Below are 14,377 nucleotides of genomic sequence, written 5' to 3'. Positions count from 1 at the left end.
CCTACGCCAGGGATGGCGTCGGTAGCGCCCAGGGATGGGTTTACAGCGCCTCCTCGCAGGCTCTTCGCCGGATCAGCCCCGAGCGATGGATGCCCAGTGCCACCCAACAACTTTCCGGAGGAGCCCCCTGATGGCCGTCGAGATCAATTCCAAGATCGTTTCCTACAGTGTCAAGAAGGCGGTGGAAGAGCCGCCGCTGCCCGAGGAGAACCCGCTCACGGTGCGCATACCGTCGCGTCCCGAGGGCACCCTGGAGGCCGTGTCGGAGAAGATCTCCTACGTCGGCGCCGAGGGCCGCAAGAAGGTCTACCTGCTGGTCTCCTTCATGCCCGTGGAGGGCGTGCTCAACGGCAAGCGGGTGGTGATCGAGCGTCCGGTGGAGTTCTTCTTCCCCTCCGGCCAGCTCTCCAGCGAGCACCAGTGGATCACCGCCACCATGCGCAGCCTGTCGCTGGCCGCCCGCGGCGGCTACGTCACCCAGGCGGTGGCCGACCTGCGCAAGGTAGCCTGGGACAAGGGACTGGTGCGCTGCGGCATGAACCGCTGGGGCAAGCCGGTGTTCCACGACTCCGAGGTGGCGGCCATCGCCTGGTCGATCCAGCAGATCCTCTACCGCCGCGGCTTCCTCGATCAGGACGGCAACCAGGTGCCGGTGGAGGAGCTGGTCGCCCGCTACGCCCAGCGCCAAGCCAGCGGCCACCTGTGGGTGCCGCCCACCGCCGAGGAGATCGAGCAGGCCGAGCGCAAGGCCGAGGAGGCCGCCCATGCCAAGGGCGACGGCCCCACCGTGGTCGGCCACTGCCCCGAGTGCAACGGCGAGCTGATCATGATGGACGGCTGCCCCACCTGCTACTCCGGCTGCGGCTGGTCGAAGTGCGGCTGAGCCATCGGCTCGGCGGGTGAGTCGCCTTTCCTGACAGGCAGCAACCAGAAAATCCGGCGTGCAAGGCACGCCGGATTTCGTTGTTGCCGGGGTGTGACTCAGTGAATGACAGCCACAAAGTCCGGGTCATCGAAATAGCGCTCATAGCCCTCTAGTGCCCCCAGCACTTGAACCGCTCCCCCCCGGGGTGTGGCGTCGACATTGTTGCCGGCCATCTTGTCAGCGCCGGTCACCAGCTGGGCGATGATCATGTGCAGCTGGGCGTCGGCCTCGGGCTGAAGTTCACAGTTCTCCACCATGTAAGCGACGCTGTCATTGATCTGCTCGGCCAGGGGGACGTACTCCGTTGCCGGCAGCTGGTCCTCATGGATGGCGTCGATGGAACCGCGCATCACCAGGCTGATATCGCCCATGGCCTTAGCCAGCGGGGCGTCGATTGCCCACTTTTCGCCGTCGTTGAGCTGCAGTTCGAAGGGGGTGTCACCATGGTCATGGTCGTGCACCGCCGTATCGGCCGCCAGGCCGGCTCCGGAAACCGCCAGTGCGGCCGCCAGGGTAAAGGGGATGAGGGCAGTGGAAACCTTGATCGACATCTTGAATCTCCCGTTCTCGGTATGGATGGATTGGTGGTGGTAAGGAAGGATGCTGCCGGTGATCATGACGCCAGGGCATCCGCGGGTTCATGGTGCTGCGTTGTTGTCTGTCTGTTCTCCTTGAGGGTGGGACGCAGCAGCAGCATGGCGATGAGGATGACCAGCAGTACCGACGCTTCATGAACCAGCATGCCGATGGCCATGGTCACGCCGCCGAAGAGCACCCCGGCCAGCAGCACGGCCACGGTCAGCAGGGCGATGGCGATATTGAGTCGCATGGTGTTCACCGTCCGCCTGGCCAGGCCCAGGGCATAGGGCAGGCGGGGCAGGCGGTCGGCCATCAGCGCGATATCGGCGGTTTCGATGGCGGCGGGTGAGCCGGCGGCGCCCATGGCCACTCCGATGTCGGCCTGGGCGAGCGCCGGGGTGTCGTTGACGCCGTCGCCCACCATGGCCACGGTATGTCCCTGGCGCTGCAGCGCCTCGACCAGCGTCAGCTTGTCCTCGGGCAGCAGCTCGGCGTGCACTTCGTCCACGCCAAGCTCCGTCGCCACGCTTTCGGCGACACGCCGGGCGTCACCGGTGGCCATGACCACCTTGATGCCGCTGTCATGCAGGGCCTGGATGGCGGCTGGGGCGTCGTCGCGGATGGTGTCGGCAACCGCCACGATCCCCACGGCGCGGCCGTCCACGCCGACGAACATGGCGGTCTTGCCGGCGGCATTCAGTGCCAGGATGCGTTCGTTGTCGGGAGTGTGGTCGAGCAGGTCGGCGGAGCCCACGGTGACGGTATGGCCATCGACGTCGGCGCGGATGCCCTTGCCGGTCACCGGCTCGGCGCGCTCGACCATCGCCACGGCCAGCTGGCGCTGTTCGGCGCCGCGAATGATCGCCTCTGCCAGGGGGTGTTCCGAGGCGGTTTCCGCTCGGGCGGCCAGGGCGAGTACCTGATCCTCGCTCCAGGCGTCATCCAGCACCACTACATCGGTCAGCTCGGGCCGTCCGTTGGTCAGGGTCCCGGTCTTGTCCATGACCACGGCGCTGACCCGGGCGGCAGTTTCAAGGTATTCACCGCCCTTGATCAGCACACCGTCCCGGGCCGAGCGGCCAATGCCAGCGACGATGGACACCGGGATGGAAATGACCAGTGCGCCCGGACAGCCGATGACCAGCAGGGTCAGGGCCAGCTCCACGTTGCGCGTCAGCAGGCCGATGATCAGCGCAGTGAGCATCACCCCGGGCGTGTAGTATCGGGAGAACTTCTCCATGAAGGTCTGGGTCCTGGCCTTGGCATCCTGGGCGTCCTCGACGCGATGGATGATTCTGGCCAGGGCAGTGTCGGCTCCGATGCCGACGGCCTTGACGCGCAGCACGCCGGAGCGTAGCCAGGTGCCGGCAAATACCTCCACGCCCTCGGCCTTCTCGGCAGGCACCGACTCGCCGGTGATACTGGCTTCGTCCACCCCGCCATGGCCGGAGACGACGGTGCCATCCACGGGCACCTGCTCGCCGTTCCTGATCAGCACGGTATCGCCGGGCACCAGCTCCCACACCTCGACGGTTTGCGGCTCACCGTCGCGCAGCACGGTCGCCGTTTCGGGGGCGGCGTCCACCAGGTCCGACAGGGCCTGGCGGGTCCTGTTGAGGGTGGCCCTTTCCAGGGCGCCGCCGAGGGCGAAGAGAAAGGTCACCGCGGCGGATTCCCAGTAGTTGTGAATGAACAGGGCGCCGACCGCGGCGACGATGACCAGCAGGTCGATGGAGATGGTCTTGATGCGCAGGGCCTGGTAGGCGGAGATGGCAATCCGGTAGCCCGCCACCGCGGCGGCGGCGATCATCAGCAGGTCCGAGCCGGTGAGCCAGGACGCGATGATCAACAGGCCAGAGGCGATGACCACGCCCCAGGTGTTCCATTGTTTCATGAGTCTCTCCTGGACGATTGGCGGGGGGCGGGAGTGCCCCCTGCCTGCGCGAACGCTCCGATCAGATGGCCGAAGGCTTGACGTTGAAGCCGACCTCGGCCACGGCATCGACCAGGGCGCGCACCGAGGCCTTTGCCGGATCGTGGCTGACGAGTACCCGGCCGGAAGCGAATTTCACCTCGGCGGACTCGACGCCCTCGAGCCCCTTGAGCCGGGTTTCGATCTTGTCGACACAGCTGGGGCAGGAGAACTCGTCGGAACGCAGGGTGGTGGTTTTCAGAGTGGAAGTCGTCATGGTCGTCTGCTCCGTCATGGTGAAGTCATGAGCCAGGCCAGAAGTTGGCTGCTCAGCGTTGACTCCATCATAGCGAGCGGACCCTGTCGGGTCGTTCGGTAGTGCGGACTCGAACCTTTTTCTTTGTTGCTGAAAACTTCTTATATATCAATGGGATATGAGTTCTAGGTTCAGTTTGATGAAAGTCGAACCGGAAAGAGGGAGGGGGGAGGGCTGGCTAGGCGGAGTGCTGCGCTTGATAGGCGCTGGGGGTCATCCCGGTGGCTTTCTTGAATGCCGTGTTGAAGACCGACTTGGAGTTGAAGCCCGAGTCATACATCACCTGGAGGATGGTGGTGCCGGCTTCGGCGGCTTCCAGCTGACGGCGGGCCTCGGCGATGCGGTAGTCGCTGACGAGCTCGAAGAAGTTCTTGCCGAGCCCCTCGTTGATGGCCCGCGACAGCTCCCGGGAGGGGACGCCGAGCTGGCGGGCCAGCTGGTCCACGCTGAGGTTGGCATCCAGGTAGGGTCGGGCCTCGGCCATGTGGCGATCAAGGTGGCGCAGCAGCGCGGCGTTCTCCGCGCTGACCAGGGCGGCCCGGCGCTTCACTTTCCGCCAGCTGCACCTCGTCGGTGCTCAACCCCGAGAAGATGCTCGGCTGGCGGAGGGCGTTTATCAGCAGATAGTTGATGAACAGGAAGCCGGAAATGGCTCCGGCGGCGGATACCGCCGTGGCACTCACAAGATCCTTGTAGATATGCGCAAAGAGGCAGTAGAACAGGCTGACGGTCCAGACACAGGCGTAGCCGATCAACAGCGTGCGCAGCCAGGCCAGCTGCTTGCTTTCGAGATTGGAGAAGAGCTGTCGTAGCGTGGTGCCGAAGCTGCCGAGCTCACGGATGGTGGCCCACAGGTAGCCGAGAAATACCAGATGGATGGCGACCGCCAGCAGTGGTGAGGCGAGGACTCCCGGGTGGTCGCGGCTCATCAGGATCTGCAGCTTCACCTCGCCGGGCTGCAGGTAGTACTCCACCACGAAGATGGCTGAGATCACCCAGAACAGCAGGCTGTGGATGGCGTGCCCAGGAACGAGCCGGAAGTCACGATACATCAGCGACTTCGCGTAGAGATAGAGCAGGCTCACCTGGAGCAGGCCGATCAGGGTGCCCAGATAGGCCAGGTTTGGATGCTCGAGGGCGAGCCCGGTGGAATAGAGGAAGACCTCGGCGAGGCCCGCGGCAAAGGTGAGAACGCTGGCTGCCAGCAGGCGGTTGCTGACCACGCGGAACGTCTCCGGCAGCAGCAGGAAAGCAGACAGGGCCAGAGACTGCACGATACTGGTGATCAGCAGGATATCGACCAATGTCAGGTACATATTGCTTCTCCGCTTCCTCTACGCTCAGTCGCGCCAGCCCTTCCACAGCCTCGCGGGACGAGGCGAGCATCGCCGGCTGGCGGCGACGCCTCCCGTGCTCGCCACTGCTCGGAATGCAACGCCGAACCGAGCATGCTGGATGGCTGCCCCGGCGGCGACTCCGGCTGTGGCTGGCCGCAGTGTAGCGCGTCGTGGCCGCGCCCCGGCCGTTCAGCGGAACTGGTAGCTTTCCTGATGAAAACGTAGGGAAAGCGAGCGCTGCTTCAGGCCACTGCGCAGGGTGCTGGCCAGGCCCTTGGGTCCGCAGAACCAGAGATCCACTCGGCGGTCGTGGAGACGCAGTCGATCCGCGGTCAATCGCTGTCCCTGCCGGCTGTCGTGGAGATGCAGCGAGACATCCGGCAGTTGTTCCGTCAGCCGTTGCAGGCGAGCCACCATCGGATCATCCACGGCGCCGGCGGTGCAGTAGTGCAGCGTGATCGCCGGGCGTGCGGGGTCGGCATCGAACAGGCGTTTCTCCAGCGCCGCCAGAAACGGCGTGACCCCTATGCCACCGGCCACCCAGATCTGCTGGGCGTTTTTTCTGCCGCTGGCGGGATCAAAACGACCATAAGGGCCTTCGATCGTAACTGCCTGGCCACTGCTGAGCCGTTGCGGAATATCGCGGGTGTAGTCTCCCAGTGCCTTGATGTGGAAACTGAGCTGCCCGCTGCCGTTGTCAGCGCTGGACAGACTAAAAGGATGCGCCCCTTCAATCCGGTCGAAGGTCACCAAGGCGAATTGTCCGGCTTGATGCCCTGGCCACCGCCTGCCCATGTCACAGACGACTTCCGTGATGTTGGATGATGTCTGCTTGATGGCCTGAACCAGTCCTTTGTAGCGGCGGGTCCTTCCAATTTGCCCGGTCAGCGATTGCAGGCTTGCGGCGGCACCACCCACAATCAACAGTGCCATCAGCCAGCCGGTGGGTTGTTGCCACCACTTCAGCGGAGCCAACAACACTGCATGGGCTGCCAGTGCCAGATAAATCAGCGGCATCACCCGGTGCAGGTAACGCCAGTAATAGTAGGGCACCAACCGGGTCAGGGTAATGACAACCAGAAACAGCAACAGATACAGGCCGGGTTCGCCCAAGTCTTCAGCGCCATCCTGGAGGCCGTCCAGCAGGCCCGAAAAGTGTGCTTCCTGCAAGCTCCGATCCGAGCCAAACAGCGCTTCGAGACCATCATCCGCCATTTCGGTCAGCCAGTGTGTCAGCGCAAAACTTACGGACAGAATACCGGTCCATTTATGCAGCTGATACATGCTGTCCAGACCACCCAACGGCGACTCCAGCCATCCAGGCCGGGTAGCCAGCACCATGGTGATGGACATGAAATTGATGGCAAGGTATCCACTGAGTGTCAGTAACTGCTCATAGCTCAGCCCCGGGGCCCAGAAGCTGATTTGAGTTGCCAAAAGCAGGCAAAGGGTGATGCTGGTACGTATGTTAGGCATAAAACAAACTCCGGCTTAAGTTTGTTTAAATTCTGAAGCCTTAACCTGACACCAGCCTTAAATGTCTCTATGAATCCAGGCTTCGAAACCGTCACTCCGGCCTGAGGCTGTTCCGAGTGAAGATAACGCAGTCCGGACGACCTGAACTGCCCTCATGGCCTTGCTTACGCCCCGGGACGCAAGCGACCTGGGGCGTCTTTATTGGCGGCCATGCCACCATGGTGGCTCAGGGGCTTAGGTCAATAAACGTCCTCACGATAGCGCCCCTGAGCCTTGAGCGTCGCCACGTCCATGCCCAGCGGTGCGACTATGTCATTCAGCGCCGCCATGACGTTTTTTGCCATATCCCGGCCGCCGCAAACCAAGATCTGCGCGCCCTTCTCGATCAGCCAGCGCAGTTCGGGGCCATTCGCGATGAGCTTGTCCTGTACATAGGCGCGCTCATCGACGCGGGAAAAGGTCGTGTTCAGCTTCGTCAGCCGCCTGTCCTCGAGATAGACGTTCAGTTCGGGCTCATAGAGGAAGTCGGACTGCGGATTGCGGCCGCCCCAATAGAGGTGCATGGCTTGATGCGCCTTGTTGTGGCGGATGAAACCGACCAGCGGTCCGATGCCGGTACCCGCGCCAATCAGCACGATCGGCGCCTTGCCGGAGGCGGGGCGGAAGTTCGGGTTGGGCTGGATAAAGGCGTCGATGGTGCCGCCTATCGGCAGCGCATGAAGGAAGCCTGAACATAGGCCGCTGGGATGCTGGCGCACGCAGATCTCCAGGGTGCCATCTTTTGAGGCCGAGGCCAGCGAATAGAAGCGCGGCACCGGGCTGTTCGGTGGCAGGATGCCGACCAGGTCGCCGGCCTCGAAAGGCGGCAGGCCGGTGCGCCCCAACAGACGACTAAGCAGGCCGCTCCTGCCACCACCTTCAGGCGCCTTGAAGCGCAGCACGGCGGTGGGGGCCTGCACGTCGGCGCCGTAATCCACCCGCTCGGCGAGTTCCAGGGGGGTGGTGCGTGGTCGCACTGGAGTATGGACCAGCGTCAGCTCGATGCCGAGTACCTTGCCCACCGCGTTGCCCCAGCGGGCGAACTCCTGGGTTGACTGTCGGTCGATGGTGTCGAGCGGCAGCAGCTGCGGCCAGCCCTTGGCGGTGAGCGCCGTCTCGACCTTCTTCGCGAACCCGCAGAACTGCGGGAACTGTCGATCACCGAAGCCCAGCACGGCTACCGGGAGCTCCGGGGTCCTGGTGATCTTCTCTAGCCGCGCCAGGAAACGGTTGGCCGAGGACGGTGCCGTGCCATCCCCGTAGGTCGCGGTGAGGATGAACAGCCGTTTCGCGCCGCGATAGCGAGAGGCCAGCTGGTTCATGGGGGCGGTATGCACGCGGTGGCCCTCTCGAACCAGGCTGTCGTGCAGGGTCCTGGCGAAGCCCCAGGTCGTGTTGCTTTCGCTGCCGACCAGGATCACGCTATCCGCGGTGTTCGGCCCGCTGTTGGCGGCGAGTTTCGGCTTGGACCGCTGACGCTTCCACCAGATGATCGGGCCGGTCACAGCCATCACCGGCACCATCAGGGCGGCCAGGCCGAGGATCAGGCCAAGCCACCAGAGGCCTTCGCCAGTGTGTAGCATGTAGATGAACTCATAAAACTGGTGAGTGGCGTCATGGGACTGATAGGAGAGCCACTCGCCGCTGGCCTGGTCGATATAGCCGGCACCCTGATGGGTACTCAGGGAGTACATGTCCATGGGATCGTTTGGGTAGGGGTAGACCAGCTCTCGCAGGTCGCTTACGTCCGTTGCCTTCAAGGCCGGCAGGGCATCGATGGCGGCGGGAGGGCCACCATCGACCTCCAGCGGGAATTCGGGCTCGGCCGCCACGCCCTCCGAGGCCAGGCCGAAGGTGGTCGCGGAGAGGTAGGCCCCGGTCAGCCCCGACAGCAGCAGGCCGAGAATCGCTACCCGGCCGAGCTCGATATGCAGCCGTTGGCTCAGCGTGCCGCGCACCGGGTGCAGCAACTGGCGCCATCCGCCCAGGCGAGCGGCCAGCAGCATGGCGCCGGAGACCGCCAGCACGACCATCATTAGCGCCGTGATGCCGGCCACCGCGCGACCGGGCATATCGAGCAGCAAGGAACGGTGCAGGTTCTTCACCCAGCGCGAGAACGACGACGGCTCATGAGGAGCGATACCCTGCCCGGTGCGTGGATCCACCCGATCGGCGCCCACCTGTCCGTCTTGGGTGTAATAGACGATCAGGGTGCCCGAGGGCGTGCGCTCGATCTGCTCGGCCCCCGGGTAATGCTCCGCTACCTTGCCCGCCAGCTCGGCGACGCTGACCTGCCCGGCGGCGGGCACCACGGCTCCCGACCGCTCGAGGGCCGGATCGAGCGATAGGATCGCCCCGGTCACCGAGAGAACGATGACGAACAGCGCCGCGATCAGGCCGGGTAGCGAATGAAACTGGCGTAGCATGGATTCTGTGCTCCTTGTGCGGTCAGAGGGTGTAGCTGAATGACTGGACGTAGCCACGGCCCGAGACCGGCTTGCCTGCACCCTCGGTGGTCAGCGGGACGACGACGTCGGCGCGATTGTCGCGCATGTCCTCGACGGCGGTGTCGACCCGCACCTCATACCCGGCGTCGATCAGCTCATCGGCAAGATCCAGGGTGATGGTCAGGGAGCGTCCGCTGCCGACGCTGGCTCCGGTCAGTCCGTCATATTCACTGCTGCGCTGACCGCTGCCTCGCGCCCAGTCGCGCAGGTGCTTGTAGTATTTCGACTTCTCTCCGGCGATCCAGAGCGTACCCTGGTATTGGCCGTCGGCGTCGGTAAGGTAGAGCGCCACATAGGCGCCGTCGCCTCCGTAGTTTTTCAGCTCGGTATTGAAGGTCACCTCCCGCGCCTGGGCGAGGGCCGGCAGCGCGATGGCAACGGCAAGGCCGAAGGCAAGAGCAAGGGTGAGTCTTTTCATCGTCTGTCTCCGTCACATGTTGGTATCGGGCCATCTAGCGTCCGTATGAAACAACGCATCACTCGATGCGGACGGACGGCTTGCCGCTGACGATGCCGCTGTCGGGGCCGGTGCGAGACTCCGAGCGCCGGCTGGTAACTTCGCTGTCGTCGTCGTCGTCGTCGTCGTCGTCGTCGTCGTCGGAGCGGTCATATTCCTTGTCGTCGTAGTCGTATTCGATTTCCAGCTTGCGCAGGCGCAGCGATGCCGGGGCGTACTCCGCCTCGACCTCGTTGCCCTCCTGATCGAGGCCCTTGACCTCGTAGCAGCCGTCATCGACCTTGATGCGGCGTACCTCCCAGCCCTTGGCCTCGAGCTGCTGGCGCAGGGCGTCGTGAGGCTGCCAGTCGGCGACCGGATCACGACAGTCGTCATCGGCTAGGGTCATTCCACTCGCCAGGATGGTGGCCAGCGTGGTGGTGACAAACAGTGGCGTTTTCATGGTTTTCTCCAGATGATGTTCACCTTGTCACTGTAAGCGGATCACCTGACAGGAATCTGACGTGGATACGACTGCTTCGATGTATGGGCGAGTCGGTCCCGTTCAGGTTGCCGTCTGGCAGACCCGTTAGGCTCAGGGTGTCTGTGACCTCAGGAGAAAATGGGATATGCGCATATTACTGATCGAGGATGCGCCCTCTCTGGGCGAGGCGGTGCGCGAACAGATCAGCGAAGATGGCCATGCCGTGGACTGGATGCAGTGCTTGAAGCACGCTGAAGCGAGCGTCGCGACGACCGCCTACGATCTGATTCTGCTTGACTTGATGCTGCCCGATGGCCGAGGACTCGATTTTCTGAGGCGCCGACGCAAGGCAGGCGATACCACGCCGGTGATTATCTTGACCGCACGGGATCAGATATCTGACCGTATTGAAGGGCTGAACGCCGGCGCGGACGACTACCTGGTCAAGCCCTTTGACCTGTCGGAGCTGTCCGCTCGGATCGCCGCCGTGGCGCGGCGTTACAGTGGCAATCCCAATCCGCTGATCCGCGTGGGTGAGTTGGAGATCGATCTGGTCAATCATTCGGTGCTCCGGGCCGGACACGGCGTCGAGCTGACGGCACGGGAATGGGCGCTGCTCGAGTCGCTCGTGCAACATCCCGGAGCGCTGTTGTCCCGGGCTCAACTCGAGGATCACCTGTATGCCTTCGGCGCGGAGATCGAAAGCAATACCGTAGAGGTTCATATCAGCCGCATGCGCAAGAAGTTGGGACATGCCAGCATCGAGACCGTACGTGGCATGGGCTATCGGCTGGGGCGGAGATGAGCCGGCCGATTAGCCTGCAGCGTCGTCTCGGCCTCGGCTTGACCCTCGGGGTGACGCTATTCTGGCTGGTCGCCACCACGGTCACGGCGCTGATCGTCGAACATACCATCGACAGGACCCTCGATAGTTCCCTGGAAGAGACCGCGCAACGCATCCTGTCCCTGGCCGTCGTCGAAATCTACAACCGTGAAGATGCCGGCCTGCTCCAGCAGGTGGCCGCCCTGCGCCCTCACGAGGAGTACATTACCTACCTGGTTCGGGGAATGGATGGCACGCCGTTGCTCGCCTCGCATGACATCGATCCGTCCACTTTCCCGGAGACGCCTCAGGCGGGGCTGCGCAGCACGGCAACGCATCGGCTCTACGGCACCACCGCGATCAGCGATACCCTTTTCATCGAGGTCGCCGAGCCGCTTGCCTCTCGACGCCAGGCAAAAGGGCAAGCGATCGTGATGCTGCTCTTGCCCTTGGCGGGTCTGATTCCCCTGAGCCTGATGGGCATCTGGTGGTTCGTGCGTCATGCCTTGAGTGGAGTCAGAGCGTATCGTGATGCGCTCGAGGCGCGCGGAGCAGGGGATCTGTCGCTGGTAGAGGGCAAGCGCCTGCCGGCGGAACTCGTGCCCATCGCCGAGGCGGTGAACCATCTGCTGGAGCGATTGCGCCGCGCCCTGGAGTCCGAACGCAGCTTCACGGCTAACAGCGCCCATGAGCTGCGCACGCCCCTGGCGGCGACCCTGGCCCAGGTGCAGCGTCTGCGCCATGAAGCGCCGCCGGGGCGGCTGCAGGATCGGGCGGCTCGCATCGAGGCGTCGCTGCGCCAGCTTTCGCGGCTGTCGGAGAAGCTGATGCAGCTGGCCAAGGCGGAGGGCAGTGACCTCCTGGCCGAAACACCCCAGGACGTCCGGCCGATCATCGCTCATGTCGTCGACGACTTTCGCCGTGTTTCCGCGGTGCGCCTCGAACTTTCACTGCCCAAGGAAGCGCGAATCCTTTCATCGATCGATCCGGATGCCTTGGCGATTCTGCTGCGTAATCTGATCGAAAATGCCCTGAAGCATGGGCAGGACGATCGGCCCGTCGAGGTCGCCCTGTCGAGCGAAGGCGTGTTGCGGGTGGTCAACGCGGGACCGGTGATTCCGGCGGAGGTGCTCGCTCGGCTGACGGACCGCTTCACCCGGGGCAATACCCGGGCCGGCGGCTCCGGCCTGGGACTCGCCATCGCCCAGGCGATCGCCGAGGGGGCTGGTGTCACCTTGACGCTCCTCGCCCCTGCGTCAGGACGAAAGGATGGTTTCGAGGCGAGTCTGCGGTTACCGCCGTGAGCCTTGACAAGTGTCAAAGGTATGCTGATGGAAACCCGACACCTGATCATCATGCACGACGTCTTCCTTAAGGGCGGCGGTATGGACCTGCTATGGTCGCTTCATGGCTCAAGGAGCGCTCGGCGCTGGCAGTGTCCCGCATGTTCGCAAGCCTATGGCCTGATAGGCAGTCGCGATTCCATCCGGTAGACACTGCGCATGGCGCGAGCCGAAAAAATGCATCGATATTTGGGTTCTTTCAGCGCCGTGTAAGCCTGCCTTGCCAGACTGTTGATGAGCCGGGTGGAACCCTCCGCTCGGCAGTCAAACTTCCTCGATCGATGAGGAAGGAGGATAACATCATGAGCCGTCGTCATATCATTGGTCTCGTTAGCGGTGTAATGCTCCTGGCTGGCGTTGTCGTCCCCGCGGCAGCAGAGCAGGCTTCCTGGGAGACCACGCCCCGAATACCGCAGGTCGCCTTCATGGAGCATCACGACAAGCTTCAGGAGTGGTCCAGGGGGTTGGGCGTCACGCTGCCCCTGGCGGCTGCGCCAGCGCCCGTCGTGAAGGCCACGTCGTCTTCCCCTGAGCCCATGTCCCGGCTACCGCAGAACGCCGTCACTGAGCACCGCAACAAGCTGCAGGAATGGTCGCGGGGGCTCGGTGTCACGCTGCATGATCTCTGATCGTTCGTGATGGGCCATGGGGAAGGGAAAAATAAGGAGAACTGAAAAAACGCTGAGTGCACCGCTGGCCGTCAGCCGTTAGAGCGCACCGCCCCGGGTCACGAGAGTGGCCCGGGGCGATGGCGTTTCTGGGGGCTGGCGCTCAGTGATCATGAGCACTGGCGTTGCCCGCGATCACATTGTGTACATCCTCCAGATAGTGGACGTAGTGCACATAGTGATCGACGAACTCTCGTCCCAGCTCGGGGTTATCACCGGCTCGCTGCCTGGCTGCCAGGGTGGTCTCGAAGGCCGAGCGTGTCTCCTGTTCGAACTTCTCGACGAGGCGGGCCAGAAAGGTATCGATCTCGCCCTCTTCCAACGCCCTGTCGGCGAGCTGAACCGCAGGGTCAATCTCACCGGCCGGCTTGATGCCGGTGAAAGGCGCGCCTTCATAGGCGCGGTGAGTTGCTACCAACTTGGCGAAGAACTGCTGGTCAGCCAGCTCCCGGGCATTGTCACCGAGCGCGCGCACCTCGAGGGTCTTGTCGAACATGGACGCGAGCTCTGCCTCATCGTCGGCGGGGATCCACTTGAGAACCGGCGTGATATCGCCCGACTCCAGCGCGAGTCGTGCTTCCGAGATCACCGGGCCGTCCAAGGCATCGCAGTGGGCGAATGCGGGGGTGGCCAGCGGCAGGGCGAGGGCGGAAGTGGTAGCGATGGCCAGAAGGTGTTTGCGAAGTGGCAGGGTCATGGTGTCTTGCTCCGAAATCGTGGATGGGCCAGTCGAGGTACTGATCGACTGTGCTTCCATATTAGGGAGTGAAGACGCCGGGGTCGTTCGAAGGCCTGCGGTCGAACCTCGTCATAAGTCCTTTGATATCAATATTTTGATGGTTCTTGCGGCGTATTTCGGAAAGTCGAACTTCGAGGCCAGCTCGATGAGCGCGTCGGGCGGTCATGAGCGGGCGCGATAGGCGCTGGGGGTCATCCCGGTGGCTTTCTTGAATGCCGTGTTGAAGACCGACTTGGAGTTGAAGCCCGAGTCATACATCACCTGGAGGATGGTGGTGCCGGCTTCGGTGGTTTTCAGCTGACGGCGGGCCTCCGCGATGCGGAAGTCGCAGACGAACTCGAAGAAGTTCTTCTCAAGCCCCTGATTGATGGTTCGTGACAGTTCGCGGGTGGGCATGCCGAGTTGCCGGGCCAGTTGCTCCACCGTCAGGTTGGCGTCTAGATAGGGCTTGGCTTCGGCCATGTGGATCTCGAGTCGACGGAGCAGTGCGGCATCGACGCCTCTGTCTGACGAATTCCGGTCCTCCTCTCCTTGGGCGAGGAGGGCTTCTTCGGCACTCAGCCCCGAGAAGATGGCGGGCTGGCGAAGGGCGTTGATGATCAGGTAGTTGATGAACAGGAAGCCGGTTATTGCGCCGATGGTGGAGACCCATAGGGCGCTGGCGCTGTAAGCGGCCATTCTGGCGCGTGGTTTCCCGAGGTGGCCTGCCCCCCTACGCTGATCCCGTCATCCACCGACGGAGAATCAGTTCCCATGTCGAAGCGACGCCACTCCCGCCACCCCGCCTCGCAAT

At 63.5% G+C, this 14,377-nt stretch carries 15 protein-coding genes; 4 read left to right on the top strand and 11 right to left on the bottom strand.

Annotated features, from left to right (window positions below; genetic code table 11):
* Positions 1 to 130 precede the first annotated feature (130 nt).
* Positions 131 to 883, top strand: a complete 753-nt coding sequence (locus LWH48_RS13320) for a ribonucleoside-diphosphate reductase (protein ID WP_089677259.1) — start codon at positions 131 to 133, stop codon at positions 881 to 883.
* Between the two features lie 98 nt (positions 884 to 981).
* Here the strand turns inward: LWH48_RS13320 and LWH48_RS13315 are convergent, their stop codons facing one another.
* The 9 genes from LWH48_RS13315 to LWH48_RS13275 form a co-directional block, all read right to left on the bottom strand.
* Entirely contained in the window at positions 982 to 1,476 is a 495-nt protein-coding gene (locus LWH48_RS13315) for a hypothetical protein (protein ID WP_232912952.1), read from the bottom strand.
* A 62-nt stretch (positions 1,477 to 1,538) separates the two neighbouring features.
* Positions 1,539 to 3,398 carry a heavy metal translocating P-type ATPase gene (locus tag LWH48_RS13310; protein ID WP_232912951.1) on the bottom strand — a complete coding sequence of 620 codons (1,860 nt, stop codon included), beginning with the start codon at positions 3,396 to 3,398 and terminating at the stop codon, positions 1,539 to 1,541.
* A gap of 61 nt (positions 3,399 to 3,459) precedes the next feature.
* On the bottom strand, positions 3,460 to 3,693 hold the full coding sequence (locus LWH48_RS13305) for a heavy-metal-associated domain-containing protein (RefSeq protein WP_169956356.1): 234 nt from the start codon (positions 3,691 to 3,693) through the stop codon (positions 3,460 to 3,462).
* Positions 3,694 to 3,910: 217 nt separating this feature from the next.
* Positions 3,911 to 4,216, bottom strand: coding sequence for a helix-turn-helix domain-containing protein (locus LWH48_RS13300; protein WP_232912950.1), 306 nt, complete (start codon positions 4,214 to 4,216; stop codon positions 3,911 to 3,913).
* A 7-nt stretch (positions 4,217 to 4,223) separates the two neighbouring features.
* Positions 4,224 to 5,048 carry a hypothetical protein gene (locus tag LWH48_RS13295; protein WP_232912949.1) on the bottom strand — a complete coding sequence of 275 codons (825 nt, stop codon included), beginning with the start codon at positions 5,046 to 5,048 and terminating at the stop codon, positions 4,224 to 4,226.
* A gap of 210 nt (positions 5,049 to 5,258) precedes the next feature.
* Positions 5,259 to 6,545, bottom strand: a complete 1,287-nt coding sequence (locus LWH48_RS13290) for a ferredoxin reductase family protein (RefSeq protein ID WP_169956360.1) — start codon at positions 6,543 to 6,545, stop codon at positions 5,259 to 5,261.
* Positions 6,546 to 6,784: 239 nt separating this feature from the next.
* Positions 6,785 to 9,010, bottom strand: coding sequence for a PepSY domain-containing protein (locus LWH48_RS13285; RefSeq protein ID WP_232912948.1), 2,226 nt, complete (start codon positions 9,008 to 9,010; stop codon positions 6,785 to 6,787).
* Between the two features lie 22 nt (positions 9,011 to 9,032).
* On the bottom strand, positions 9,033 to 9,509 hold the full coding sequence (locus tag LWH48_RS13280; protein WP_169956367.1) for a DUF2271 domain-containing protein: 477 nt from the start codon (positions 9,507 to 9,509) through the stop codon (positions 9,033 to 9,035).
* 58 nt (positions 9,510 to 9,567) lie between these two features.
* Positions 9,568 to 9,990: a PepSY domain-containing protein gene (locus LWH48_RS13275; RefSeq protein ID WP_169956369.1), complete on the bottom strand. Its 423-nt coding sequence runs from the start codon at positions 9,988 to 9,990 to the stop codon at positions 9,568 to 9,570.
* A gap of 166 nt (positions 9,991 to 10,156) precedes the next feature.
* Here LWH48_RS13275 and LWH48_RS13270 point away from each other — a divergent pair, with 166 nt between their 5' ends.
* The 3 genes from LWH48_RS13270 (at position 10,157) to LWH48_RS13260 (ending at position 12,806) form a co-directional block, all read left to right on the top strand.
* The gene (locus LWH48_RS13270; RefSeq protein ID WP_169956371.1) at positions 10,157 to 10,816 is read left to right on the top strand and encodes a response regulator; all 660 of its coding nucleotides are present in this window, start codon (positions 10,157 to 10,159) and stop codon (positions 10,814 to 10,816) included.
* 38 nt (positions 10,817 to 10,854) lie between these two features.
* The gene (locus LWH48_RS13265) at positions 10,855 to 12,138 is read left to right on the top strand and encodes a sensor histidine kinase (protein ID WP_232912947.1); all 1,284 of its coding nucleotides are present in this window, start codon (positions 10,855 to 10,857) and stop codon (positions 12,136 to 12,138) included.
* Positions 12,139 to 12,479: 341 nt separating this feature from the next.
* Entirely contained in the window at positions 12,480 to 12,806 is a 327-nt protein-coding gene (locus LWH48_RS13260) for a hypothetical protein (protein WP_232912946.1), read from the top strand.
* Positions 12,807 to 12,948: 142 nt separating this feature from the next.
* Here LWH48_RS13260 and LWH48_RS13255 read toward each other — a convergent pair whose 3' ends face one another.
* Positions 12,949 to 13,542, bottom strand: coding sequence for a DUF6448 family protein (locus tag LWH48_RS13255; RefSeq protein WP_169956377.1), 594 nt, complete (start codon positions 13,540 to 13,542; stop codon positions 12,949 to 12,951).
* Between the two features lie 204 nt (positions 13,543 to 13,746).
* On the bottom strand, positions 13,747 to 14,262 hold the full coding sequence (locus tag LWH48_RS13250; RefSeq protein WP_232912945.1) for a helix-turn-helix domain-containing protein: 516 nt from the start codon (positions 14,260 to 14,262) through the stop codon (positions 13,747 to 13,749).
* Between the last annotated feature and the right edge of the window lie 115 nt (positions 14,263 to 14,377).

The organism is Halomonas sp. G15 (assembly GCF_021282295.1).
GTDB classification, from domain to species: domain Bacteria; phylum Pseudomonadota; class Gammaproteobacteria; order Pseudomonadales; family Halomonadaceae; genus Halomonas; species Halomonas alimentaria.
The sequence above is the reverse complement of the archived record's forward strand: the minus strand, read 5'-3'. Positions and strand labels throughout refer to the sequence as shown.